This window comes from Bacillus paramobilis (assembly GCF_038096195.1).
In the GTDB taxonomy this organism is placed as follows: Bacteria; Bacillota; Bacilli; order Bacillales; family Bacillaceae_G; genus Bacillus_A; species Bacillus_A mobilis.
Genome location: NZ_CP151108.1, coordinates 4,403,792 through 4,429,090, shown reverse-complemented (window position 1 = coordinate 4,429,090; position 25,299 = coordinate 4,403,792). Strand labels below are relative to the sequence as shown.

Below are 25,299 nucleotides of genomic sequence, written 5' to 3'. Positions count from 1 at the left end.
TTTATTTTTGGAATCCGCCAAGGCTTTGCTCAGCCATTGCAACTAGACGTTTTGTAATTTCTCCACCAACAGAACCGTTAGCACGAGCCGTAGAATCTGCTCCTAATTGTACACCAAATTCTTGAGCGATTTCGTACTTCATTTGGTCGATTGCTGCTGTTGCTCCTGGTACTACTAATTGATTTGAAGAATTTTGGTTTGCCATAGGAATATATCCTCCTTAGAGTTATAAAAATTTTTTTTGGTTGGACTAGCTGGAATTGAACCAGATTGTCGCCCCGTTTGGCGCTAATCCATCGGTAATTAAGTTTGTACTCATAGTATGGATGTTACCTAGAAAGATATACGAAATAATAATTTGTAAATTTTGTAAAAAATATTAGTGATTTCGTAAAGTATGAAATAAGAGTTATCGTTGTATTTTTTAGAAAGAAGGCTAAACTAAGAGCGATTTGAAATATGTTTTTTGTATCCCGCTACTCGGGGGAAAATCATTAACTTTATAGTTCTATTTTGAATAGGGGCGGATCAAAATGCTCCTATGCACGGCTAGATGCTCTCTTCAATCAGCTTGTAAATGATAACGTATGGAGGAATCGTGATGGGAATTTGCCCGCTTTGCAATGCATTAGAATCACAAACATATTCTTGTCAAAATTGCCAAAGTATACTCCAAGATTATGGGAAGGCTGTAGATTACATAGACGATTATAGTGCGTATATGGACCAAGAATTATTAAGTGCAGTAGATGGTTTAACACATAATAGTTCAAATGAATACTGCAATCATATTTTTTATTGCGGAGTATGTAATGTGGAAACAGAGGTTGTAGTAAAACTTGTGTAAATAGAAAACTTCCACCTTATGAATGAGGTGGAAGTTTTTGTTTTCGTATTTGTGAGTGAATCATAGGGGACGGGATATTCTCGGTGTTTGAGGAAGCTCCTGATTTTATTTGAGACATTTTTTCTTTTGCATCGCGCAAAGAATGTTCAGTTAAGTAGATGGCATATTCGTAAAATAATTGGCGCGTTAGTTCACTTTGCTCTTTTAACTTTTCATCTTGGAATACAGTTCGCCCAGGTTTAGAGTTTGCTTCAAAGAGCCACGGGTTTTCCTGCGTGTCTAAACCGATATCAAAACCAATTTCTCCAATATTTCCGGTTACTTGTTCATCGAGCGCGTAACTGATTTGTAAGGCAGTTTGTTTTAATTTATTTTCAATTTGAACTTGTTTTGTTGAATCAGGAAAAAGTTCTTGTAGTAATTTTGTATCGCCACCGCTATTTACATGCGTTGTTAAGCTACCTTTGCCAGCAATTTTTGCAACGATTGCACTGACCATCCATTGGCCGAAATGATTTTTATTTGTATGAATGCGGAAATCAACAGGTTGCCCATCGAAGCGAAGTAATGGAATACCTTGTTGTACGATAAACTTTTTTAAATCATGTCCTTTTAACACATGGTTTAGAAGCGTTTCTAATGATTGGTACTTTCTTAGTTTGTTTTCTTCATTTTCGCGATAACGACAGTAGTAGCAATTCTCTGCTTGAGAATAAAATAGTTGATGAATATTTCTACCGAAGCTGCCGTGAATCGGTTTCATGTAAATCGATTTATACGTTCCGAGAAATCGTTCAACTTGCTCGAAGTGCTGAAATGTTTCTGTGTTTGGTAATAACGGCATAATGGATTCATCTTTCATAAGAAGTTGGTGCACTTCCCATTTATTAAAAAATCCTGGATTAAACCATGGAATAGCATAGTCATGTTCTAATTTTCTTTTTGCTCTTACGATCGGTTTATAATTTTCGGCCTTCCGATTTGGTAATCGATCGTAAATGACATTCGGTAAAGGAACTTTTTGCTTTATCCACTTTTCCTCTTGAAAGAAATATCCTTCAATCGTTTCATCTTCCCAGTCTATATGTTGCACACCAAAAACGAATACAAATGGCCGCAAAGTGAATGGCGGCGTTAGTAACTCGCCAAGAGAAGTTGATCGGTTTCCTAAAGGGTTAGAAGAGTCATCGTTAAAACCAGTTGTGAAAATCCCGATTAATGGTCCGAAAATAATGGTTTCATTTTGCGTGAATGCATGAATGGTAGTGGAATGAGGAAGCAAAAGCTTCTCTGCAATTTGTTGTCCGATAATGATTTCGCGAGTAAAGGAATAATGAATTTCTACTTCTTCACTTGTAACATGGCGTACGCCGAAGGAAAGGGATGAAATGGGTGGTGTAATGGAAAAAATATAAGGTAAAGTAATACTGTTTGGATGCTCATCTGAAATGTTTAACGTATATATGTGCTCTTTCAATATGGGTTTACCCCCTTTCATTATGGTGTGAAGCGACTAAATTTTAGTGGTCCGTGATATATTTTTTCGGCTAATGAATCACTGTGACGAATGTAATGTTCGTACGGGGGAATCGTGTTGACATACATAAGCCAAATGGCCCCCTTTTGATCCATAATGGTGGAAAGCTCTAACTCGAATAACGAAGAATAAGATTGATCTAATGTTTGGAACACTTCATTTATAATATCGTGTAAAGCGTCCTGTAATAATTGTACACCGGTACTAGATAATACGTATTTAACTTTTGAAAATGAATGCAGCGAGGAATCATCCGTTACCGAAAGTAAAAGTTGATTTGGAAATGAGCTTTTTTGTATAAATTGGCCGATAGCATTCCACTTTTGTTCTTTATTCTTTTGCAAAATGGTTCGAATATGGAGTGGGTATGTTAATTGATTTGGTGGCTGCAGCATGGTATGGGTGATGTAACGTGCTGACCGTATATTAGATTTGTACCAAGATATAAATTCATCTGTCCGTTTGATTTGAGCGGAAGTATGATAGGCGTCATTTATCGTATCGATATGAAATGTTTTATTTTTGTAAGCAATCCGGTACAGACTTTCATTGGAATGTGTATGAGTAGGACGTATAATAATATCTTTTGTTTTTAATAACAGTTTGAAGATGTTTTGTATCGTTGCTATTTCAAATTTTGGTATATAAGGAGATAATTTTTTATTCGTGAGAAATACATCATGTAGTTCGCTTAAGTCAATAAGTGTGTTATTTAAAAAGGTAGTGGTAGGACGGTTGTGTAATGAGTGAATAATTGACTTTGCTTTTTCGAAGTCTGTTTCCTCGTTAAAAGAAGAACGATCGTATATATAAGAAGGAATAGGGAATGTTTGCTCTTTCCATTTTCCTGTATCTGTATCATAAATCAGACCAGAGACAAGATCTGTTTTAGGATCAATACCAAATGGCGTAAACTGGGCAACGACATTATGATAAAGCCGAGCGCGTTTAGCGATTTCGGTGTAATACGTTTGCTCATAATGAGGGTGAGAAGTTAAAATACCGAGAACCAACGAAATCACTCCTTTACTAACAAAATGTTGGCACAATAGGCGAAGCTATATATTGCAAATACGTTTTTATACCATTATACTTTTGTCCGTATGATGATATGCTATAGTTTTGGAGAAGCGAAAGGTTGATTGTAATGAATATATGGTTAAGTATGTTAACGACGACAGGGCTCGGAGCAGTTATTGGGGGATTCACAAATCATTTAGCAATAAAAATGTTATTTCGTCCTCATCGCCCTATTTATATTGGGAAGTTTCAAGTTCCATTTACACCAGGATTAATTCCGAAGCGCCGTGATGAGCTTGCTGTTCAATTAGGAAAAATGGTTGTCGAGCATTTGTTAACGCCAGAAGGAATCGGAAAGAAGCTAACAAATGAAGAGTTTCAAAAAGGGTTAATCCACCGGGCACAAGTAGAAGTGGATAAAGTAATGACGAATGAACAATCACTGCGACAAATGTTAGAAAAATGGAACGTAGCGCATGTAGAAAAAGAAGCAACCGAGAAAATCGAGCATGTGATTACAGAAAAGATTCAGGCATTTTTAGCGGAGTACTATACATATACATGGGAACAGGCTTTACCTCATTCTGTTCATGAAAAAATAGAGAATACAATCCCAAATGTCTCAGCGTTTATTTTAGAGCGAGGAATTAGTTTTTTTGAAAGTGAAGAAGGGAAAGCACGTCTTTCAAAAATGATTGATGATTTCTTTGCTTCTAGGGGAACGCTGCTTAACTTAGTCGGAATGTTTTTAGGGAATGTAAGTGTAGTGGATCGTGTGCAGCCAGAAGTTATTAAGTTCCTAGGGCAAGAGGGCACAAAACAGCTTTTAACTGATGTACTGCAAAAAGAGTGGGAGAAGTTAAAAGGAAGAGATGTAAAAGAAATAGAAACGTTTGTAGAGAAAGAAATGATTGTAAGCTCCATATTGTCAGCAGTTAAAGTGGAGGAAACAGTAAGCAAGTTTTTAAACCAATCTGTGCAGCAAGTATGTGAGCCAGTTCGAGAAACAATTATGGAAAAGGTAGTCCCAAGTGCAGTAACGAAAGGCTTGAAGTGGGGAACAGAAAACGTAGCGAGTATATTAAATAATCTCCATCTTGCGGAAATTGTACAGCAAGAAGTATCCACATTTTCAACAGAGAGACTAGAAGATTTAGTTCTATCCATTACAAAAAATGAACTAAAAATGATTACGTATTTAGGTGCCTTATTAGGCGGGATGATTGGACTCGTGCAAGGATTATTACTGTTGTTTCTTAAATGATAAGATAAGTACATAGAAATAAAAGTGAAATTTCTTCACATCTCTTGCATAGTTTGATATGGTAAGAAGAGGTGCGTATGTAAATGCACTGAAAAGGCAGTGTGAGCGAAAAGCGCTAGCCTTCTAAAGGAGGAAAAACAAAATGACAAAAAACATTCATGATGTTGCATATGAATTACAAAAAGCAATCGCTGAAAACGAAGATTTCCAAACATTAAAAGCAAGCTACGCAGCAGTTCAAGCTGATACAGCTTCAAAGAACTTATTCGATGAGTTCCGTACAATGCAACTTGGCCTACAACAAAAAATGATGCAAGGTCAAGAAATCACTGAAGAAGATAACCAAAAAGCACAAGAAGTTGTAGCTCGCATTCAACAAGATGCTAAAATCACAAAGTTAATGGAAACTGAACAACGCCTAAACATCGTTATCACTGACGTTAACAAAATTATCATGAAGCCACTTGAAGATTTATATAACGCGCAACAACAAGCGTAATGAAGGAAGACGCCCTAGTATAGGGGCGTCTTTTTTGTTTCTTATTTGTGGAAATACTCCGTTTTAATATTCTTTTCCTTCAAAAATGTTTCAATTTCTTTTTGCTTCCTACCATTAACTTTTTCAAATCGTTTTGTAAAAGAAAAGTCAGTTTTGAATAAGTTACCATCTTGAGTGAGTTTGTCTAATTCTTGCTCTAGTTCTACTGAAAGTGCCGTAGACGCTGAAATGTAATCATGAATTTCCTTTGAAGGCTGTTTGTAATCATTGGGGATCGTATTGTTACTAATAAAATTATGGAAATTCGCATCATTTTGTTTTGCTAAATCTATTAGTTGTTTTAATTTCTCTCGGTCGGATTCAGTAACCTTCTCGTCAGACATGGCTGACGAAAGTGGGACGATGTTTTCGTATAACTCTCCGCTATAATCTAAATACGTTTTTATATTTTGTTTCATTTCATCTTCGTTAATCGTTTCATTCTTTTTGGAGGAAGTGAATATAGTTTCAGGAATTTTAATCGTAACATCTTTAATAGATTGTACATCGTTTTCTTCCTTAGGTTCTGCACTGTTTGAACAAGCTGCTAGAAATAAAAGAGTAAGTAGTATGAGTGAATATAAAGTATATTTCTTCATTTTAATCTCCTTTTTTATTCATTAGTGTCTTTGTAAAATAGCTATATTCCATTTCAAATACTTTACTAAAGTTGCGTATAGATGTTTGACCATTTGATAACATATGACGGATATGAGTAAACCGCTGCAAAAAGCGATAAACACATTGTAAACATCGGAATAACTAATTTGATGAAATCCTTTGAAAAATCCTAATCCTATTAATAAAATAGGTGAAATGATTAATAATGGAGTAGCAATGATAAGTGCTAGAAGAATCGGTAATAAAAAGAGTAGTACGAAAAAGGCGATAATGATAAAGGTAAAGTTTAAAATACTTAAACTCATAACGGAAAATAGTGCGGTTATCATATTTTTAAAGCTTCGTTTATTGTCAGCATTGCTTATTGCATAGGAAACAGTAAGTTCTTTCGCGATTGTTTTAGGGTTTCCTAGTTTTCTAGCAATTTCTTCATCAGATTTCCCATCTTGTTTACCACTGATAAAATGGGTTTCATACTCCGAAATAATATCTTTCTTTTCTACATTAGGTATATTCTGCAGGGAGGAACTAAGTTGTTCCAAAAATTCACTTTTGTTCATAACAATCACTTTCCTTTATAGAATGATGAATTACAGCTGAGAATCTTATCTTTTGAAAAGGGGGATATGAGTGGTGAAAAGTGTTCCAATTAATGGGTATTCCAATATTTACAAATATATCATTTACTAGTGTTCTTTGCAAGGTACTGTTAAGATTTTAATACTATAACGAGATGGAAGTTTCTCTTACATTTTAGAGAAGTTATAAAAATATTATTTTAGGATAAGTAAAGGGTTGTAAGCGCATTCCTTATCGCTTGTCAAAAAACTGTCAAATTCATATCATTGGAAAAATAATGTATTTGTACTATAATGATAAATAATACTTCACCACGTTAATTAACTAGGTGAAATTAAAAATCTTTATTACACACATTATGAAATAAAGGGATGATTAGTTTGAGTACAGGTGTAAAAGCAAACGACGTGAAGACAAAAACAAAAGGAGCAGATCTTGTTGTTGATTGTTTAATTAAACAAGGTGTGACACATGTTTTCGGTATTCCAGGAGCGAAGATAGACTCTGTATTTGATGTACTGCAAGAAAGAGGACCAGAGTTAATTGTTTGTCGTCATGAACAAAACGCAGCATTTATGGCAGCTGCTATTGGTAGATTAACAGGGAAACCGGGTGTGTGTCTTGTAACTTCAGGACCAGGGACATCAAATTTAGCGACAGGTCTTGTTACTGCGAATGCGGAGAGTGATCCCGTTGTTGCTTTAGCTGGTGCAGTTCCACGTACAGATCGATTAAAACGTACGCATCAATCTATGGATAATGCTGCACTATTCGAACCAATCACAAAATATAGCGTAGAAGTAGAGCATCCTGATAATGTGCCAGAAGCACTTAGTAATGCATTTAGAAGTGCGACTTCCACAAATCCAGGGGCTACTTTAGTAAGTCTTCCGCAAGACGTTATGACTGCGGAAACGACTGTAGAGTCTATCGGTGCGCTTTCTAAGCCACAGCTTGGAATCGCTCCCACACATGAAATTACATATGTAGTAGAAAAAATAAAAGCAGCGAAATTACCGGTTATTTTACTCGGTATGAGAGCGAGCACAAATGAAGTGACGAAAGCTGTTCGTGAATTAATTGCGGATACAGAACTTCCTGTCGTTGAAACATATCAAGCAGCTGGTGCCATTTCGCGTGAGTTAGAAGATCATTTCTTCGGTCGCGTTGGATTATTCCGTAACCAACCAGGTGATATTTTACTAGAAGAAGCAGACCTTGTTATTTCGATCGGTTATGACCCAATTGAGTACGATCCGAAATTCTGGAATAAACTTGGAGACAGAACGATTATTCATCTTGATGATCATCAAGCGGATATCGACCATGATTATCAACCAGAGCGTGAATTAATTGGTGATATTGCCTTAACAGTAAATAGCATCGCAGAAAAATTACCGAAACTTGTGTTAAGTACGAAATCAGAAGCAGTATTAGAACGATTACGCGCGAAATTATCAGAACAAGCAGAAGTTCCAAACCGTGCGTCAGAAGGTGTTACGCATCCGCTTCAAGTGATTCGTACACTGCGTTCTTTAATTGATGACGATACAACTGTTACATGCGACATCGGTTCCCATTACATTTGGATGGCAAGATGTTTCCGTTCTTATGAACCACGTAGATTATTATTTAGTAACGGTATGCAAACGTTAGGTGTTGCACTTCCTTGGGCAATCGCTGCTACTTTAGTAGAACCAGGTAAAAAAGTAGTTTCCGTATCAGGTGACGGTGGTTTCTTATTCTCAGCGATGGAGTTAGAAACAGCGGTACGTTTAAATGCTCCGATCGTACATCTTGTATGGAGAGACGGTACGTATGATATGGTTGCGTTTCAACAAATGATGAAATACGGTAGAACATCAGCTACAGAGTTCGGCGATGTTGATATTGTGAAATATGCAGAAAGCTTCGGTGCGAAAGGTCTTCGCGTTAACACGCCTGATGAATTAGAAGGTGTATTAAAAGAAGCACTAGCAGCAGACGGTCCTGTCATTATTGATGTTCCAATTGACTACCGTGACAACATTAAATTAAGCGAAAAATTATTACCAAACCAATTAAACTAATGGAGGCAGATTTGAGATGACTGTTGCGCAATTCATTGATATTGATGCAAAAAGAACGAAAACGAGTAATGAAGTATATCAAACATCTACAATGCTTGCGCTATTAGATGGTATATATGATGGTGTAATTAGCTTTGAGGAATTGAAAGAACGTGGTGATTTCGGCATCGGCACATTTGATCAATTAGATGGTGAAATGATTGCGTTTGATAATGAATTTTATCATTTACGTTCAGACGGTTCAGCAGAAAAAGTAGAACCGGAAGAAACAACACCGTTTGCGACTGTAACGTTTTTTGAAAAAGAAATGAGTTATACGGTAGAGCGTCCGATGAATCGTGAAGAAGTGGAAGCTTTATTACATGAATTAATGCCAAGTAAAAATTTATTTTACGCTATTCGAATGGACGGTACATTCCGTGAAGTAAGAACGAGAACTGTTCCAAGACAAGAAAAACCGTATACACCACTTGTTGAAGTGACGAAATCTCAGCCGATTTTTTCATTTAAACATACAGAAGGTACGCTTGCTGGATTTTGGACACCAGATTACGCGCAAGGTATTGGTGTAGCGGGTTTCCACTTACATTACATTGACGATGCAAGAAGCGGAGGCGGACATGTTTTTGATTATGTTGTAGAAAACTGTACGATCCAAATTTGCCAAAAAGCTCATATGCATTTAGCACTTCCAGAAACAGCTGATTTTATGGCGGCTGAATTATCAAGAGAAAACTTAGAGGATAATATTGCGACTGCGGAAGGTGCGGAGTAAAAGGAGAAGACTGTTCCATTGTGGAACAGTCTTCTTTTATTTGTCGGTAAGTAGATATTTCTTGTCGAATCGTTGATATCGTTTATTTCTTTGAAACAAACGGATGCCCCTCATAATAAAAACGCCACGGATAATGTACAGCTTCTTCAGCATAGTCGATATTAATGCGAGGTCCTGCTGTTATTTTATATCGTGATGATATGTGTTCTTCTTCTGGGACGAGTTCAATATGTAATGTATCGCTTTGTAAGGATACGCCTCGTTCTTCTAACGTAATTCCGAGGGCACGGCATAGTTTGCCAGGGCCGTTCGTTAAATTTTTATACTGCGCTTTTGTAATGTCGCTTTTGTTGTAGCGTGCTAGTTTGATTTCTTCGATTCCATCTACTGGCTCAAGGGCTCGAATGAGAACACCTTGCGGGGTGCCAACTGGCGCTGTAATGACGTTAAAACAATGATACATACCGTAAATTAAATATACATAAGCATGTCCAGGTGCGCCAAACATGACTTCTGTGCGGTCTGTTCGTCGCCCGCCGTAACTATGTGCGGCTTTATCATCCGGACCTTTATATGCTTCTACTTCTACAATGATTCCGCTTCGTTTTACTCCGTCTACAATATGTACAAGTTTCTGTCCGAGTAATTTCTTTGCGACTTCTAACGTATCGCCTTCATAAAAGGAAGGTGGTGCTTGCATTGTACTATCTCCTTTGCTAAGTGTATATGTATATAGTAAACCAAATTTTCAGTAGTAATTCTAACTCGTTCTATTTGCTACATTTATTTCATAAATTATGGATAGAGTACAACAGCGAAGAGGGGGAGTGCGACATGATTTATCGCTTACTAGCTCTTAATATAGATGGGACACTACTATACAACAACGGAAAAATTGCAAAAGGATTAAGAGAAACGATTGAATTTGTGAAAAGAAAAGATGTATACGTTACATTATTTACGAGTCGTAATTTTCAATCCGCTTATAAGGTAGCAAAGGCGTTAAAATTAGATTCTATATTAGTGACACATGGCGGTGCTTTCGTTTCAGCGATGTTAGATAAGCCGTACGTTCAAAGAAGATTATCAGAAGAGAAGACGTTTAACATTGTGCAAGTGTTAGAGCACTTCGATTGTAACGTCCGCATTTCTCATGAACGATTTTCAATCGGAAATCGTGAGAGAAATACACCAAACTTAATTGCGCGTACTGTATTATCAAGCGCAGATCCGTTATTTTATCCTGTTCAGTTTGTAGACTCGTTAGGTGATGCGCTCCGTGATCATCCAGTAGCGGCACCAAAAATTGATGTTATTTTCCAAAGTAAAGGTGAAAAAGAACGAGGGCTAAATACATTAAGAAAAGCATTCCAAGATATAGAGTATGTTGAGTGTGATTCAAAACGAATAGAAATTTTGCCGCAAAATGTATCAAAATTACGTGGATTACAATTGCTTGGAGAGCATTTAAATATTTCGCTAAACGAAATGGTTGCGATTGGAGATAGTTTAGAAGATCTAGAAATAATTGAAAATGTAGGACTCGGGGTAGCAATGGGGAACTCGCCTGTAGAGTTAAAACAAGCAGCTGACTGGATTACACGTTCAAATAGTGAGAACGGTGTAGAGTATATGATTAAAGAACATTTCCGTAAGCAATTCCCGCTTCCGTTTTTGAAGAATCATAAAAATACACCGAAATGATGAAAGAAAAACGTAGCGAATACGCTACGTTTTTTCATGTTTAAGCTTCAATAACTTTAAGCATTCGATTTAAAAATGCGGCTGCTTCAGCACGTGTTGCTGTGCCTTTTGGTACGAATTCATTCCGTTCGTTCCCTTTTACGATTCCGTATGCGTAAACATTTTGTAATGCCTTCTTATCGTATGCTAAATCTTGGTCAATGAATGGTAATTTCATTTCTTTTCTATAAATTGAGTTATATGCTAATGCACGGTCAATCATAATAACAGCTTCATCACGTGTTATTGTAGCGGTTGGATCAAATTTATTATTTCCACGACCATTAATGATACCTGCGCTAGCGGCACGATTAATTCCGTCTACTAAAGATGGATGCGCTTCGTTTAAGTCTGTAAATTTAGCGTTTCCAGCTGGTAATTTTAAAGCTCTCGACATTAAATTTGCAAACTCAGCTCGTGTTACGAGGCGGTTTGGCCAGTAAGAACCATTTCCATCACCGAACATGATTTTTCTAGCCGCTAACTGGCGAATGTCTTGTTCATACCATCCACCTGTAATATCGTCTTTTTCATGAGGGACTTCTGGCGGCGGAATAACATCTTTACGATTTTCATTATAGTAAGCATTCGTGCCCTTTAAGAAAGCATCCCATTGTCCGCGCTGAATCATAAATGCAGGGCAGTTTTTTCCGCTCCAAAATTGATGCTTTTGAACGTGATCTAGAGATATGTTTAATTCGTTCATTAAATAAGCAGCTAATTTCCGGGCATTTTCTACCGCTTTCGTATAATTTCCATCACTATTCACAGCAATTTCAATTCCGATAGATTCATAGTTTCCTGTCTTATTTCCAGCATGCCAACCAACTTCATTTAATGGAAGATGTTGATAAATTTCTTTGTCATCTACTGTAAAATGCCAAGATGCTGAACGATCAGTATTTCCGCGGGCTTGGCTATCTAGGTACTTTGCATGATTTAACGCGTTAGCACCTTTACTCGTATTAGCAGTTTCATGAATTGTAATGTACTTCGGTTCCATTGCGTAGCCAGGACGAATGTTTTCATTCCCTTTTGGAACGATCATTTCTTTAAACGTAACACCATAAACGTTATTTGTAGGCAAATTAGATGGTGTTTTGAAGAAAGTTGCGCTTCTTTTTTCGATAGAACCTGTTTTTTCAAATAATGATGCTTTCGTACCTTCAAATGTAGCTGAAGGTGCATAAATCCATTTTTCAGTTCCATTCATTTGAAGTTTAAACCAATTCCCAGCTTGTTCAGTAGGAACTACTGTTTGTGGCTGTAATGTCGTTTCTTCTTTAAACGATTGGAAAGGGAATGAATATACTGACGTTTCTTCAGTTACAATTAGCTTTTGAGTTGAAAGTTTATGAATTTCTTGTACTTCTAAACTATTATTTTCCTTATTAACCCAACCAGAACCGGATGTAGTTTGTACGTAATATGCATTACCTTTTTTCTTCGTTGCTTTTACTACCGGTTCAGCAATTTCAATATTTGTTTTGGTTTGTAAGTCGTTTGTATCGTATAGTGGAAGTTTTGTTGATAAGTGGAGAAGATATTCACCCGAGATTTCAAGGTCGTTTTCTTCGTCATGTCTATGCTGCTTTGCATGTTCTTCAATGCTTTTTAAAGCTTGTTCATCAATAGACAATTCTGCAGTTTTCTCTATATTTTCTGCGAATGAAAGGGTAGGTGCTACAAATGTTTGTAATGCCAAAGATAGTGCAAAAATGTTGTAAAACCTTTTTTTCATAGTTGTTTTTTAACACGTTATAGTATCTATGTCGTGTTAAAAGTCCTCCTTTAGATGTATTTTAAATTAGTATCAAGTACTAATACGTTCTAGATTGTAACAAGAGTATATTCTAATGTCTATATAACTAGGGAAAGTTCGTGAAAAACCAATATTCAGTTTGTTTTAAATAGGATATAGAAATAAGGTAAAACCTTCTGTATTGACCTACAAACGCCCTTCAAGTAAACTAAAGAGAGTTTGCAAATGAAAAGGTGATAATGTTGTTAATTTCAATTAAAACGTTACAAGATGATCGTTTTTTACGTCCGCTGCAAAATATTGGCGGCTTATTTTTTGAAGATAGTACGATTGGATTTGAACAAGAGGAAGCAAATCTAATTGTTGATATACACATTGAAGAGAATGTGAAAGCATCTGCTCGTTTAACAGATGTTGCTACTGGAAATGTGTATGAAGAAACATTCGCAAAAGATTTATCTGCTTTCACAGATGAAAAAGAGCGTATGAAGCAAGTGAAGCACGTTGTTTCTTATGTATATCTTTCTGTTCTTCAGCAGTTAACTGGTCTTGAGCAAAGCTGGGGCATTTTAACAGGAGTTCGTCCGACAAAACTTCTTCATAAAATGCTTCAAAATGGTATGTCAAAAGAAGAAGCACATCAAGAACTTCGTGAAAGCTATTTAATTCATGAAGAGAAAATTGAACTTCTTCAGCGTATTGTGGATTGCCAATTAGCGGTAGTTCCAGATTTATACCGTTTGAAAGAGGAAGTAAGTATTTATATCGGTATTCCATTCTGCCCAACAAAATGTGCATATTGTACATTCCCGGCTTATGCAATTAACGGACGCCAAGGCTCTGTTGATTCATTCTTAGGTGGTTTACATTATGAAGTTCGTGAAATTGGTAAGTTTTTAAAAGAAAAAGGTGTAACAGTTACGACGATTTATTATGGCGGCGGTACACCAACAAGTATTACAGCAGAAGAGATGGATATGCTATATGAAGAAATGTATGAAGCGTTTCCAGATGTAAAAAATGTGCGTGAAGTAACAGTTGAGGCAGGTCGCCCCGATACAATTACGCCAGCGAAGCTAGAAGTGTTAAATAAATGGAACATTGACCGTATTAGTATTAATCCGCAGTCATACCATCAAGAAACATTAAAAGCAATTGGACGTCACCATACTGTAGAAGAAACAATTGAGAAGTATCACTTAGCTCGTGAAATGGGAATGAACAATATTAATATGGACTTAATTATTGGTCTTCCTGGTGAAGGGCTAGATATCTTCAAGAATACGTTAGATGAGACAGAAAAGTTAATGCCAGAATCGTTAACAGTTCATACGTTATCATTCAAACGTGCTTCTGAAATGACGCAAAACAAACGTAAATATAAAGTAGCTGGTCGCGAAGAAATTACAGCGATGATGCACGAAGCAGAAGAGTGGACGCAAAAGCATAATTACGTACCATATTACCTATATCGTCAAAAGAACATTTTAGGTAACTTAGAGAACGTTGGTTATGCAATGCCGACGCAAGAAAGCATTTATAACATTGTTATTATGGAAGAAGTTCAATCAATTATCGGACTTGGCTGTGGTGCATCAAGTAAGTTTGTTCATCCGAAGACAGGTGCAATTACGCACTTCGCAAATCCGAAAGATCCAAAATCATATAACGATGGCTTCGTAAAATATACAGAAGACAAACTGAAAATTTTAGAAGAGCTATTTGTATAAGAAGAAAGAGGTTGTTCCGATTTGGAACAGCCTCTTTTTTATTCCGCTATTTGTGGGTTGATTCAAGTTGTGGTCGATATAATTTCACTTATCGATAAACGGCACTGTTTGTAAAACTATGTCGATAATAATCAGAAAAATTAGTCAAAACATTAGAGGACAATGTCTACTTATGGACGAAATGATAGATTTATGAAAGAGAAAAGGGGGAAATTGTTGGCATGTACATGACGATAGGGAGAATATTTGATTTAGCTGTTGGTAAGTATCCGAATAAAGAGGCGTTAGTAGAGCCGGAAAAAAACATTCGCTGGACATATAAACAGTGGGATGAGCAAATAAATAAAACGGCGCAAGCACTATTGAAAGAAGGGGTAAGAAAGGGAGATACTGTATCTGTTTACTTATATAATTGCCGTGAATTTGTAAACGTTTACTTAGCCTGTGCGAAAATTGGGGCAATCTTTAACCCGATTAACTTCCGTTTAAAAGCAAAAGAATTATCGTATATCCTCCAAGATGCAGCCTCGAAAGTAGTAGTTTTTGAAAAAGCAGTTGAATCAACTGTTGCTATCATTGAACGAGATTTTCCAAATTCGTCTTTTTGGTATGTAGAAGACGATACACCTTCCTATGCTAGTTCTTACCATGAAAAAGTTAATGAAGCATCTTCTGACAAAGTAGATATCGAAATTGATGAAATGGATTATTGTTCTATGCTGTATACGAGCGGTACGACAGGTCATCCGAAAGGCGTATTACATCGCCATCGTGAAATGGCTGAGCATAGTATGATTTGTACGTATTTCTTAAAATATAATAGAGATAGTGCTGGGCTTGTAGTGGCGCCTTTATATCATTGCGGCGAGTTAAATGCTGGAATCATTCCGCGCATTCAAGTTGGTGGAAAGAATGTTATTTTACATCACTTTGATACGGATAGAGTATTACATACGATTCAAGAAGAGAAGATTACGACGTTTTTTGCAGCACCGACGATGTGGAATATGTTACTGCAAAAAGATTTAACACAGTACGATTTAACATCGATGAAGATTGGTATATATGGAGGAGCGGCGATGGCTCCAGCGCTAGTGAAGGAATGTAAAGAACGTCTTTATATTGATCTTGTACAAATTTACGGAATGACAGAAATGGGACCAGTTGTTGCGTTTCTCGTAGAAGAAGATCAAATAACGAAAGCAGGTTCAGCGGGAACACCATGCTTTAGTCATGAAATCCGCATCGTAAAACCAAGCGATGATGCACCAGCAGAGCCAGATGATGTATTGCCTCCTTATGAAGTGGGGGAGATTATTTTGCGCGGCCCAACTATGATGGCTGGTTATCATAACCGAGAAGAAGCAAATGCAAAATCGATGTATAAAGGATGGTATCACTCTGGTGATTTAGGTTATTTCGATAAAGATGGCTATTTATTCGTCGCAGATCGTGTGGATGATATGGTAATTAGCGGAGGCGTTAATATCTATCCACGTGAAATTGAAGATTTCCTTCATAGTCATCCTGGTGTATTAGATGTTGCGGTGCTTGGTGAGCCAGATGAATTATGGGGAGAACGTGTTGTGGCTGTTATTGTAAAGAAAGATGAAGCGATTACAGAAGAAGAATTGGAATTATATTGTAAAAATAGTGATGAATTAGCAGATTATAAACGTCCGCGTCATTATTTATTTGTGGATGAACTTCCTCGTAATGCGAGTGGGAAATTACAAAAGTTTGTGTTGAGAGAGTCGTTGAAAGGTGCAAAACAATAGGGTGTAGAGCAGTCGTCTATACAAATAAAGCTATCTTTTTTCATAAGAAAAGGTAGCTTTATTTTTTTGAAAACGATTGAAAAAATGGTATGTATTTTCTATTTAAACTCTCTTTTATTATTATATAAAAATATTTTTTAAGGGATTACATTTTGCTTATAAATGTATAAAGTCCGCTTTAAATAAGGGTTTTTTTGAATTTTTCAGGTAGATTTTATAGATGTTAAAATAATAAATTTAGTAAGAGTGGAATAAAGGTATTAGAGGAGAATTATCGATGAAAGATAAAGAAGGTCAGTCATCAGATGACTCTATGAATAAAGTGGTCATTTAGTATATTTTGGTAGCATGAATATAGTAACAAATTAATATGTAAATGAACAGTCTTGTAATGTGTTTTTATTAGGAATAGTATTTATTGTTGGCTGCCCGAAAAAAAGTAGGAATGAACACAATATAGTGAATGAATTGTATTGTTTATTACTTTATGTTGTAGAACTAACGATGGTTTGATGCTGCAAATAATCTTTAGTCCGTACCCCCTTAGTTTAAGGGGTATTTTGGGTGGAATAGATCTCACGGCTAAAAAGTTTAACAATTAACATTGGAGGTTTTATGAGTACATATTTAAAAAGAATATCTGTAATTTGTTTTATTTTTACTGTTATCATTGGACAAGTTTTTACGCCCATCATAGGGCATGCTCAAGAATTAAACGCAACAGGATTTGTTGATAGTTTTGCATTTGAAAAGACGAAATTAAGTTATGGAGAAAAGACTACGATACATGTAAACTTTAGTGAAAAACCCGGAAAGAAGATGAAGTCTGGGGATACATTAACGTTAGCACTTCCTCCAGAATTAAAAGGTTATAGTGGCACAATTGCGTTAAAGGATGAGGCAGGGCGTGTTTTTGGCACGTGCCAAATTAATGCAAATAATGTAGTTTGTACATTTAATGATACCGTAGAGAAGCTTGAGAATATTAGAGGGAACTTTAATTTCACTGTTCAAGGTACGAATGTTGAAGCAGGAAAGACGAAAGATGTACAAACGAATTTAGGGACAGATTTAGAAAAACAAACGGTAAGTATTACGCATCCAAAAGGAGAGGGTACAGAACCGGGGATCTTTTTCTATAAATCTGGTGATATTCAGCCAGACAAAAGTAATGAAGTGCGTTGGTTTTTAAATATAAATTTAAAGAAACAATATTTACATGACAATATTGTTTTAAAAGATACGTTACAAGAAGGACAAACGCTAAATAAAGATAGTTTTACTATTACTATTAATAATAAAGAATATTTGTCTCTTAAACAATTTCAAGACCGAGGTTATGGCTACATTAAGCTTACAAGTGATAACTCATTTGAAGTTGTAATTTATAGGCATATGGCGAACGCTACGTCGTTTACTATTTTCTATACATCAACGATTACTGATAGCGGGAAAAAGTTGAAACATCTACAAAATGACTACAAGCTTGATTATCAAATTTTACATGAGAAACCTATTTCTGAATCTAATAGTGTAAAGGTTGAAAATATATCGTTTGGCGGCGGGGCTGAAGGGGTTTTACCTGCGAAAGGAACGTTGCAGATTGTTAAACATATTGAAGGAGACGAGAATAAGTTTATTCCAGGTGTTTCTTTTAAATTGTTTACAGAGTCAGGTCAGCAAATTGGTGATTCCTATACAACAAATCAAGACGGAATAGTTGAAGCGCCAAACCTTGCTCCAGGTAATTACTATGTGCAAGAAATCGCTGCGCCGAACTACGTAGAGTTTGATCCGAAAGCAAAAATTTCTTTTGCAATTAAGCAGGATGTTGTAAATGGAATTAAACTTATGATTTCAAATAAGTTAAAAACTACATCTGTTGCAGGAACGAAAACGTGGGAAGGCGACAAAGTAAACGATCGCCCAAAAACGATTAAAGTAGATTTACTACAAAATGGTAAAGTCATTACAACGAAAGAAGTTACGGCAGCAAATGATTGGAAATATGAGTTTGGAAAGTTACCAGCAGTTGATAATGCCGGAAAAGCTTATACGTATGAAGTGAAAGAACAACCAGTATCAGGATATCAATCGAAAGTTAACGGATATGATATTACAAATATAAAAATCCACGAAGTAACAGAAGTAGAAGAACAAGGTAAAGAAGAATTGATAGAAGAACTGGAAGCTCCAACTAACCCAGAAACACCAAAAGTAACAGAAGAGCCAAAAGAGCTAGAGAAGCCAGAAGTTACGGAGAAGCCGGAAATTCATGTAAAACCAGAAGAAGAAAAAGTTGAAGAAGAAACAACAGAAGAAATAAAAGAAGAAAAACCGGAAGAACCAAAAGTAACAGAAGAGCCGAAAGAGCTAGAGAAGCCAGAAGTTACGGAGAAGCCGGAAATTCATGTAAAACCAGAAGAAGAGCAAGTTGAAGAAGAGACAATAGAAGAAATAAAAGAAGAAAAACCGGAAACACCAAAAGTGACAGAAGAGCCGAAAGAGCTGGAGAAGCCAGAAGTTACGGAGAAGCCGGAAATTCATGTAAAACCAGAAGAAGAGCAAGTTGAAGAAGAGACAATAGAAGAAATAAAAGAAGAAAAACCGGAAACACCAAAAGTGACAGAAGAGCCGAAAGAGCTGGAGAAGCCAGAAGTTACGGAGAAGCCGGAAATTCATGTAAAACCAGAAGAAGAGCAAGTTGAAGAAGAGACAATAGAAGAAATAAAAGAAGAAAAACCGGAAACACCAAAAGTGACAGAAGAGCCGAAAGAGCTGGAGAAGCCAGAAGTTACGGAGAAGCCGGAAATTCATGTAAAACCAGAAGAAGAGCAAGTTGAAGAAGGAACAACAGAAGAAATAAAAGAAGAAAAACCGGAAACACCGAAAGTGACAGAAGAGCCGAAAGAGCTGGAGAAGCCAGAAGTTACGGAGAAGCCGGAAATTCATGTGAAACCAGAAGAAGAGCAAGTTGAAGAAGGAACGACAGAAGAAATAAAAGAAGAAAAGCCGGAAGAACCGAAAGTAACAGAAGAGCCAAAAGAGCTAGAGAAGCCAGAAGTTACGGAGAAGCCGGAAATTCATGTGAAACCAGAAGAAGAGCAAGTTGAAGAAGGAACGACAGAAGAAATAAAAGAAGAAAAGCCGGAAACACCAAAAGTAACAGAAGAGCCGAAAGAGCTAGAGAAGCCAGAAGTTACGGAGAAGCCGGAAATTCATGTAAAACCAGAAGAAGAGCAAGTTGAAGAAGAAACAACAGAAGAAATCAAAGAAGAAAAACCGGAAGAACCAAAGGTGACAGAAGAGCCGAAAGAGCTAGAGAAGCCAGAAGTTACGGAGAAGCCGGAAATTCATGTAAAACCAGAAGAAGAGCAAGTTGAAGAAGAAACAACAGAAGAAATCAAAGAAGAAAAACCGGAAGAACCAAAGGTGACAGAAGAGCCGAAAGAGCTAGAGAAGCCAGAAGTTACGGAGAAGCCGGAAATTCATGTGAAACCAGAAGAAGAGAATAAAGAAGAAACAACAGAAGAAATAAAAGAAGAAAAGCCGGAAGAGCCAAAGGTGCTAGAAAGACCAGAGATAAAAGAGAAGCCGGAGATTTGGGTAAACCTAGAGAAAGAAAATAAAGAAGAAACAACAAAAGAGCAATTGGAAGTATCATCTAGTAAAGAAGATAATAAGCAATCCAAAGTACTTCCTCAAACAGGTGGAGCATCAACTGAAGCTACTTCTGTTATTGCGGGTATGTTTGCATTAATTTTAGGTGCGAGATTGTTTAGACGTTCGAAAAATTAATGATGAAAGTTAAAATGCATGTAAAAAAAGCGGAGACTATAGGTCTTCGCTTTTTATTATTCTTGTACGTAGCTAAGCTGAATTTTCCTTGTTAAGTATTGTTTGAATTGATACGTTTTAAAATCATATGCTTTATGTTTTTACGAAATCGGGTGATTAGCGTAATGATAATTATACCGAACAGAATTTTCCATATGTGTTGCCCGAGTATTTGGAAGATCTCATCTGAATTTTCACCTAACCAATAACCGCCAATCAAGAAGAAGGATACCCAAAATAGAGCACCTGAATAAATTGTTATCGCAAAGCGGCGAAATGGTAAGTTGATAATTCCTGCAAAGTACCCTGTGAAATGACGGACACCTGGGATGAAAAAGGCGATAAAGATTAGAAAATAGCCGTATTTATCGAACCACATTTTTGTTACATTAATTTTCTTTTGAGTTAAAAATACATATTTCCCGTACTTCTGAATGAAGGGCATGCCTAGTTTATTTCCTACAAAGTACTGGAATGTCATACCTACACTTGTCCCAATAAAGGATAATAGAATTAAAATGGGTAGACTTAAAGCACCTTGGTGTGATAAAAATCCTGCATAGGCTAATGTAGGCTCCCCTGGAAATGGAAGCGCAATATATTCTAAAAGTAAACCGACAAGTACTACATAATACCCATATTGTTGAAATAATTCGTGAATCCATTCCATGTTGTGCACTCCTTTTATAGTGAGTTCCCTCTATTTGAATCGACTTGAACGGATAATAGCGGAAGTTTTTTTATTTGATCCTACTCAATATAGCTCTTTGCTAAGTAGCAAAGAGCATTGAAGTGTACATATTACTATGAGTTAAAGTTATAGCGGTACAAAAATACGTTGAAATCTTCTTCTGTTGGTCCGAAATTAACGGCTTTTTCTTGTATACGTTGGAAGTTTTGTCTGTCATAAAATTCATAGTTGCATTCGTTATCTGTATATAAATATAAAGATGTTACGTCTTCTTTTTTCATGTATTGGAATAAATGACTTAGTAAAGACTTCCCAACTCCAAGACCTCTTGATTCTTCGGATACGATGAATAATTGTATACAGCCTTGAAATTGATCTTCTTTTCCTTGAATGAGTTCTTTATATGTTTTTTGTACTTGTATAAATGCTTTTAAAAATTCTCTATTCTCTTTATTCGTTATGAATAGTTTTAGCGTGTTAAAGGCAAAGCTAATAGTATTATGGAATCTCTTTAAACGGTTTTTATCTTTTTCAGAATCGCCTAAAATGACACCAATCACTTTATTATCTTTTTCAGCTACTTTACTGAAGGAACTCCCTAAAATACAACTGTGTAAATAAAAGTTTAATACTGAGTTTAAGAAGTTTTTATCGGCAATGAATTCATTAAATCCAAATGCTTCACCGATTAAATGTTTTATAGGCTCATAGTCTTCCTTAACAAGACTTCTGTATTTTACTGTGTTCATAATTGTATACTCCCTTTATTAATGTAAATGACTTATTATAAATAGTAAGGTCTCCTCTAAGGGGAGAGTCAATGGTTGTATGCGAAAAAATATAAGGGAAGAGATACAAATGAAGAAGTTATTTTCTATTGGAGAAGTTGCAAAAATAAAGGATATTACGATAAAAGCGCTAAGATACTACCATAAGATGGGGATTCTCATTCCAAAACATGTTGATGAATCAACGGGGTATAGATATTATTCGATAGATCAATTTATTCACATTGATATTATAAAAAGCTGTCGAGAGTTGAACACGAGCATAGTAGAACTGCAGGAGATTTTTAAGGAATGTAATACAGATAAATTGCTGCGGTTTTTACAAGTGAAGAGAGAAGAAGCGGAAGAGCATATAAAGAAAATGAAAGAGGTAATGGAAACGATTGATGATTTACATGCGAAAGTAGTGAGTTCACAGGAAATATTAAAGAATGATGAAATATCTATTGAATTTTTTGAACAGCGTTATGTCGTTGTTGCGCCTTGTAAAGAAGTAGGGAGTTTGCAGGAGTTACTGTATTATTCCGATTTAGAGAAAATCGTGCAAGATTATGAAGAGAAGATGGACATGGATATGGGAATTCTCTACAACGTAAATGCAAATTGGGATGTAGAACCGAAGTATGTATTTAATAAAGTACGAGATGATGTACATATGGAAGAAATGCAAAATATAAAAGTATTACCGGGCGGAAAATATATAACGTTAGCGTATAGTAAAGAGAATGAAGAGGAACGTAGAAATACTATGATTAAATATATAAAAGAAAATAATATAGAAGTGGAGAGTTTTATTGAAGTGGAGTTAGTTAGTGATATTTTTAATGCGGAGACGTATAGTTGTCAAATTCAAATTTTGATAGGGGATAGTGAGAATAAGAAGTTTTGATGCTATACATTTAGGGGGCGCCTACTTATTTAATAAGAGAGACCGTCCCTAAAAATGGGACGGTCTCATTGAATCGTATTATTTACGTGAAAAACCTTCTTCATCAAGGTATTCCGCAGCTTCTGGATAAGAGTTGAATGTACCGTCTAAGTTTACACCAGCGTACACGTTCCACATATCATCCTCTGAGATAAGAGTAAGGATATGACCGTCTTCGTTATGCCATTCTTCTTCTTTTGCAGGTTCTGCAGGAACAACGATTTCTTCTTGTGATAATAGTTCAATTGATTGCTCAATTACTGAACGTAACTCTTCTGCTGAAAACTCGCGGATGTTAATCATACCTTTATCATCCGTTTTATAACCTTTAATACCATTTGCATATACAAATCCGTTTCCGTTTGGATGTAAATGATATACAACGTTCTTTTTATCTAAACGACTTTCTTCAAAGTGAAAGTTCACGCGTTTTAATGATACGTTCTTTCTTTCTAATTCAGGGAAAGATTCAATAATCGATAATTTTTCTTCAAAAGTTAGCATAGTGCCTCCAAATATATAATAAAAGATTTAATTTGTTCATTATACCATAGTTATAATAGTTTCCAAAGGTAAGGAGAGGCTTATAATTGAATGCGTTTACGTCACGATACTGTAAAAAGTGGGCTAACGAATATATTCTTTTAGGTGTACAATGGAACGTGGACTTAATGTGAAGGTGGTTATTTATATGTTTCAAAAAATAGCAAAGGAATGTTTAGCTGGTTTTACTGTTGCGATTGTTGCGTTGCCACTTGCCATTGCATTTGGTATTGCTGCAACGGGAACGTCTGAGGGAGCACTAGTTGGATTGTATGGTGCGATTTTTGCAGGTTTATTTGCGGCGTTGTTCGGTGGTACACCGGGTCAGGTTACAGGGCCAACTGGACCGATTACGGTTATTGCAACAGGCGTTATTGCGACGCACGGATTAGAGGCGAGTTTTATAGCCTTTATGATGGCGGGACTGTTTCAAATTTTATTCGGTATATGTAAGCTTGGCTCTTACGTGAGGTACATTCCGTATCCTGTCGTTTCAGGATTTATGAACGGAATCGCATTAATTATTATTTTAGGTGAAATAAAGCATGTGCAAAATAGTTTTCTACTCGTAGTATTAACGATTATTGTAATGATTGTTTCTGGAAAATGGATTAAGGCTATTCCATCTAGTTTAGTTGCATTAGTCGGTGTGACTGCTTTGCTTCCTTTATTTTCTTCTGCGTTAGAAGGGCTTACAGTGAAGTTGCCGATTATCGGCGATCTGTCATTAAATAAGGTGATTGAGAAGATCGGGACGATTCCAGAAGCGATGCCGACGCTTCATATTCCATCTTTAAGTGGAACAGGCATCGCAGAACTTATTTTACCAGCGCTTAGTATTGCTTTATTAGGATCGATTGACTCGTTGTTAACATCGGTTGTAATGGATAATGTGACGGGTACACGTCATAAAAGTAATAAAGAACTGGTCGGACAAGGTATTGGTAACATGGTGAGCGGATTGTTTGGCGGATTAGCAGGAGCAGGTGCGACTGTAAGGTCTATCGTGAATATAAGAAGCGGTGGTAAAACGGCGCTTTCAGCAAGTATGCATAGTGTTATATTATTTATTTTCATTATGGGACTTGGATCAGTCGTGCAATACATTCCGCTTGCTGTATTATCAGGTATTTTAATTTTAACTGGTATTGGCATGTTTGATTGGGAAAGCATGAAGAAAATGCATGTAGCACCAAAAGGTGATGTCATTGTTATGCTTGTCACGATGGTTGTCACAGTGAAGTTTGATTTAATGATTGCTGTTGCGTTCGGTATTATTCTTTCGTTCATTATATATATGGTGAAATGTAAAGAACGTAAAGCTTCTATTGTAAAAGAAAAGGGAGCGACGTATAAAATTAAAGGCCCACTTTCTTTTTTAACAGTGGATCGTATTTTTTATGCGTTACAAGACGTAAAGTCTCCGGTTGTTTTACGTATGAAAGATGTGCGCTATATGGATGTATCAGGAGCTATGGCGTTGTTAAACTTTGTTGAGCAGTCGGATAAAGCGGGTGCGAGTGTGACGCTAGAACATGTACATCCGCATGTTGAAAAGACGATAGTGACGTTGGCGAATGATGAGCAAAAAGAGAAATTACAATTTTCGGAAACTGAAGCGATGTAATAATAAGGACTTTCACACAGAATGCTATGTAGGGTGTGAAAGTTTTTATTATTTATCCTTTGTTTTTCATATATGAAATTTGTATATCTAGATGTTTAACGTTTGTTGACAATTGATTTTCTACACAGTATAGTAACATCTTAGATTAGCAATGTGCTATTATAATAAGGTATATGAATTTTGAGATTCCTTTATATTCAGAAGGAAGAGCTTTAAGCTGGAGGGAATATTTGATGTACAAACAGTTACCACATGGAGTGAAGATCGGGATTACGCGATCAATTGTTGTTTCTTTTGAGAAGTATATGAAAGAAATTGAATGGAATGAAGAAAAATTTGATATGCAGCAATTTGTTGAACAGTGGAAACAATATTTATACACAAAGTCAACTTGGATCAATAAAGTAGATGATGAGTTGAAAGAACATCCAGATTTCCATCAAGCGTTAGCGGTGAAAGTGAATGAAAAAATTAACGAGCTTATTAATGAAGAGCCGAGCGAAGAGCAAGTAGAGCAATTAAAGAAAGATAAAGTGAAACACGTAGATGAAATGTGCAAGTTAGAAGCTGAATATCATATTGAACGTTTATTAGTAACGAAGTAAATTTTACATAAAGAAAA

Annotated in this window: 22 protein-coding genes; 12 read left to right on the top strand and 10 right to left on the bottom strand. The window is 36.2% G+C overall.

Going from position 1 to position 25,299, the window contains the following annotated elements; translation table 11 throughout:
- Position 1: 1 nt before the first annotated feature.
- A complete protein-coding gene (sasP, locus tag AABL52_RS22690; RefSeq protein ID WP_000013339.1) occupies positions 2-205 on the bottom strand; it encodes a small acid-soluble spore protein, SasP family in 204 nt (67 codons plus the stop codon).
- A gap of 396 nt (positions 206-601) precedes the next feature.
- Between sasP and AABL52_RS22685 the strand changes: the two genes are divergently transcribed.
- Positions 602-847 (top strand): hypothetical protein, encoded by a 246-nt coding sequence (locus AABL52_RS22685; RefSeq protein WP_000510470.1) that lies wholly within the window; start codon positions 602-604, stop codon positions 845-847.
- Between the two features lie 16 nt (positions 848-863).
- Here the strand turns inward: AABL52_RS22685 and AABL52_RS22680 are convergent, their stop codons facing one another.
- Positions 864-2,324, bottom strand: a complete 1,461-nt coding sequence (locus AABL52_RS22680; protein WP_341518489.1) for a YheC/YheD family protein — start codon at positions 2,322-2,324, stop codon at positions 864-866.
- Between the two features lie 20 nt (positions 2,325-2,344).
- Entirely contained in the window at positions 2,345-3,397 is a 1,053-nt protein-coding gene (locus tag AABL52_RS22675; protein ID WP_000242718.1) for a YheC/YheD family protein, read from the bottom strand.
- A 134-nt stretch (positions 3,398-3,531) separates the two neighbouring features.
- Here AABL52_RS22675 and AABL52_RS22670 point away from each other — a divergent pair, with 134 nt between their 5' ends.
- Positions 3,532-4,668, top strand: coding sequence for a DUF445 domain-containing protein (locus tag AABL52_RS22670; RefSeq protein ID WP_341518488.1), 1,137 nt, complete (start codon positions 3,532-3,534; stop codon positions 4,666-4,668).
- Between the two features lie 142 nt (positions 4,669-4,810).
- Complete coding sequence (locus tag AABL52_RS22665) at positions 4,811-5,167, top strand: YlbF/YmcA family competence regulator (RefSeq protein ID WP_097844551.1); 357 nt, start codon at positions 4,811-4,813, stop codon at positions 5,165-5,167.
- Between the two features lie 41 nt (positions 5,168-5,208).
- Here the strand turns inward: AABL52_RS22665 and AABL52_RS22660 are convergent, their stop codons facing one another.
- Both AABL52_RS22660 and AABL52_RS22655 read right to left on the bottom strand, forming a co-directional pair.
- Positions 5,209-5,805, bottom strand: coding sequence for an NDxxF motif lipoprotein (locus AABL52_RS22660; RefSeq protein WP_340422940.1), 597 nt, complete (start codon positions 5,803-5,805; stop codon positions 5,209-5,211).
- 21 nt (positions 5,806-5,826) lie between these two features.
- On the bottom strand, positions 5,827-6,387 hold the full coding sequence (locus AABL52_RS22655; RefSeq protein ID WP_341518487.1) for an HAAS signaling domain-containing protein: 561 nt from the start codon (positions 6,385-6,387) through the stop codon (positions 5,827-5,829).
- 399 nt (positions 6,388-6,786) lie between these two features.
- Here AABL52_RS22655 and alsS point away from each other — a divergent pair, with 399 nt between their 5' ends.
- On the top strand, positions 6,787-8,475 hold the full coding sequence (gene alsS / locus AABL52_RS22650; RefSeq protein WP_341518486.1) for an acetolactate synthase AlsS: 1,689 nt from the start codon (positions 6,787-6,789) through the stop codon (positions 8,473-8,475).
- Between the two features lie 16 nt (positions 8,476-8,491).
- Entirely contained in the window at positions 8,492-9,250 is a 759-nt protein-coding gene (gene alsD / locus AABL52_RS22645; protein WP_341518485.1) for an alpha-acetolactate decarboxylase, read from the top strand.
- A gap of 82 nt (positions 9,251-9,332) precedes the next feature.
- Here alsD and AABL52_RS22640 read toward each other — a convergent pair whose 3' ends face one another.
- Positions 9,333-9,950, bottom strand: a complete 618-nt coding sequence (locus AABL52_RS22640) for a DNA-3-methyladenine glycosylase (RefSeq protein ID WP_341518484.1) — start codon at positions 9,948-9,950, stop codon at positions 9,333-9,335.
- Positions 9,951-10,084: 134 nt separating this feature from the next.
- Here AABL52_RS22640 and AABL52_RS22635 point away from each other — a divergent pair, with 134 nt between their 5' ends.
- A complete protein-coding gene (locus AABL52_RS22635) occupies positions 10,085-10,954 on the top strand; it encodes a Cof-type HAD-IIB family hydrolase (protein ID WP_341518483.1) in 870 nt (289 codons plus the stop codon).
- A gap of 40 nt (positions 10,955-10,994) precedes the next feature.
- On the opposite strand, the gene AABL52_RS22630 is transcribed toward AABL52_RS22635, so the two are convergent.
- Entirely contained in the window at positions 10,995-12,734 is a 1,740-nt protein-coding gene (locus AABL52_RS22630; RefSeq protein WP_341518482.1) for an S-layer homology domain-containing protein, read from the bottom strand.
- Between the two features lie 260 nt (positions 12,735-12,994).
- Between AABL52_RS22630 and AABL52_RS22625 the strand changes: the two genes are divergently transcribed.
- The 3 genes from AABL52_RS22625 (at position 12,995) to AABL52_RS22615 (ending at position 20,061) form a co-directional block, all read left to right on the top strand.
- Positions 12,995-14,485 carry a coproporphyrinogen III oxidase gene (locus tag AABL52_RS22625; RefSeq protein WP_341518481.1) on the top strand — a complete coding sequence of 497 codons (1,491 nt, stop codon included), beginning with the start codon at positions 12,995-12,997 and terminating at the stop codon, positions 14,483-14,485.
- A 221-nt stretch (positions 14,486-14,706) separates the two neighbouring features.
- Entirely contained in the window at positions 14,707-16,263 is a 1,557-nt protein-coding gene (locus AABL52_RS22620; protein ID WP_341518480.1) for a fatty acid--CoA ligase, read from the top strand.
- 615 nt (positions 16,264-16,878) lie between these two features.
- On the top strand, positions 16,879-20,061 hold the full coding sequence (locus tag AABL52_RS22615) for a Cna B-type domain-containing protein (RefSeq protein WP_341518479.1): 3,183 nt from the start codon (positions 16,879-16,881) through the stop codon (positions 20,059-20,061).
- 91 nt (positions 20,062-20,152) lie between these two features.
- Here the strand turns inward: AABL52_RS22615 and AABL52_RS22610 are convergent, their stop codons facing one another.
- Complete coding sequence (locus AABL52_RS22610) at positions 20,153-20,770, bottom strand: DedA family protein (protein WP_341518478.1); 618 nt, start codon at positions 20,768-20,770, stop codon at positions 20,153-20,155.
- 134 nt (positions 20,771-20,904) lie between these two features.
- On the bottom strand, positions 20,905-21,540 hold the full coding sequence (locus AABL52_RS22605; RefSeq protein ID WP_071720897.1) for a GNAT family N-acetyltransferase: 636 nt from the start codon (positions 21,538-21,540) through the stop codon (positions 20,905-20,907).
- A gap of 79 nt (positions 21,541-21,619) precedes the next feature.
- On the opposite strand from AABL52_RS22605, the gene AABL52_RS22600 reads away from it, so the two are divergent.
- Positions 21,620-22,468, top strand: coding sequence for a MerR family transcriptional regulator (locus AABL52_RS22600; protein ID WP_341518477.1), 849 nt, complete (start codon positions 21,620-21,622; stop codon positions 22,466-22,468).
- Positions 22,469-22,546: 78 nt separating this feature from the next.
- On the opposite strand, the gene AABL52_RS22595 is transcribed toward AABL52_RS22600, so the two are convergent.
- Complete coding sequence (locus tag AABL52_RS22595; protein WP_000955004.1) at positions 22,547-23,011, bottom strand: hypothetical protein; 465 nt, start codon at positions 23,009-23,011, stop codon at positions 22,547-22,549.
- 151 nt (positions 23,012-23,162) lie between these two features.
- Between AABL52_RS22595 and AABL52_RS22590 the strand changes: the two genes are divergently transcribed.
- On the top strand, positions 23,163-24,677 hold the full coding sequence (locus AABL52_RS22590) for a SulP family inorganic anion transporter (protein WP_341518476.1): 1,515 nt from the start codon (positions 23,163-23,165) through the stop codon (positions 24,675-24,677).
- 233 nt (positions 24,678-24,910) lie between these two features.
- Complete coding sequence (locus AABL52_RS22585; protein ID WP_000278022.1) at positions 24,911-25,282, top strand: hypothetical protein; 372 nt, start codon at positions 24,911-24,913, stop codon at positions 25,280-25,282.
- Positions 25,283-25,299 lie beyond the last annotated feature (17 nt).

Excerpts from the sequence above, each read along its gene's own strand:
- AABL52_RS22630 (WP_341518482.1), bottom strand. The coding sequence starts at position 12,734 with ATGAAAAAAAGGTTTTACAACATTTTTGCACTATCTTTGGCATTACAA.
- AABL52_RS22655 (WP_341518487.1), bottom strand. The coding sequence starts at position 6,387 with ATGAACAAAAGTGAATTTTTGGAACAACTTAGTTCCTCCCTGCAGAAT.
- AABL52_RS22670 (WP_341518488.1), top strand. The coding sequence starts at position 3,532 with ATGAATATATGGTTAAGTATGTTAACGACGACAGGGCTCGGAGCAGTT.
- AABL52_RS22635 (WP_341518483.1), top strand. The coding sequence starts at position 10,085 with ATGATTTATCGCTTACTAGCTCTTAATATAGATGGGACACTACTATAC.
- sasP (WP_000013339.1), bottom strand. The coding sequence starts at position 205 with ATGGCAAACCAAAATTCTTCAAATCAATTAGTAGTACCAGGAGCAACA.
- AABL52_RS22595 (WP_000955004.1), bottom strand. The coding sequence starts at position 23,011 with ATGCTAACTTTTGAAGAAAAATTATCGATTATTGAATCTTTCCCTGAA.
- AABL52_RS22660 (WP_340422940.1), bottom strand. The coding sequence starts at position 5,805 with ATGAAGAAATATACTTTATATTCACTCATACTACTTACTCTTTTATTT.
- AABL52_RS22585 (WP_000278022.1), top strand. The coding sequence starts at position 24,911 with ATGTACAAACAGTTACCACATGGAGTGAAGATCGGGATTACGCGATCA.
- AABL52_RS22605 (WP_071720897.1), bottom strand. The coding sequence starts at position 21,540 with ATGAACACAGTAAAATACAGAAGTCTTGTTAAGGAAGACTATGAGCCT.
- AABL52_RS22685 (WP_000510470.1), top strand. The coding sequence starts at position 602 with ATGGGAATTTGCCCGCTTTGCAATGCATTAGAATCACAAACATATTCT.
- alsD (WP_341518485.1), top strand. The coding sequence starts at position 8,492 with ATGACTGTTGCGCAATTCATTGATATTGATGCAAAAAGAACGAAAACG.
- AABL52_RS22610 (WP_341518478.1), bottom strand. The coding sequence starts at position 20,770 with ATGGAATGGATTCACGAATTATTTCAACAATATGGGTATTATGTAGTA.
- AABL52_RS22615 (WP_341518479.1), top strand. The coding sequence starts at position 16,879 with ATGAGTACATATTTAAAAAGAATATCTGTAATTTGTTTTATTTTTACT.
- AABL52_RS22590 (WP_341518476.1), top strand. The coding sequence starts at position 23,163 with ATGGAACGTGGACTTAATGTGAAGGTGGTTATTTATATGTTTCAAAAA.
- AABL52_RS22625 (WP_341518481.1), top strand. The coding sequence starts at position 12,995 with ATGTTGTTAATTTCAATTAAAACGTTACAAGATGATCGTTTTTTACGT.
- AABL52_RS22640 (WP_341518484.1), bottom strand. The coding sequence starts at position 9,950 with ATGCAAGCACCACCTTCCTTTTATGAAGGCGATACGTTAGAAGTCGCA.
- AABL52_RS22620 (WP_341518480.1), top strand. The coding sequence starts at position 14,707 with ATGTACATGACGATAGGGAGAATATTTGATTTAGCTGTTGGTAAGTAT.
- AABL52_RS22665 (WP_097844551.1), top strand. The coding sequence starts at position 4,811 with ATGACAAAAAACATTCATGATGTTGCATATGAATTACAAAAAGCAATC.
- AABL52_RS22600 (WP_341518477.1), top strand. The coding sequence starts at position 21,620 with ATGCGAAAAAATATAAGGGAAGAGATACAAATGAAGAAGTTATTTTCT.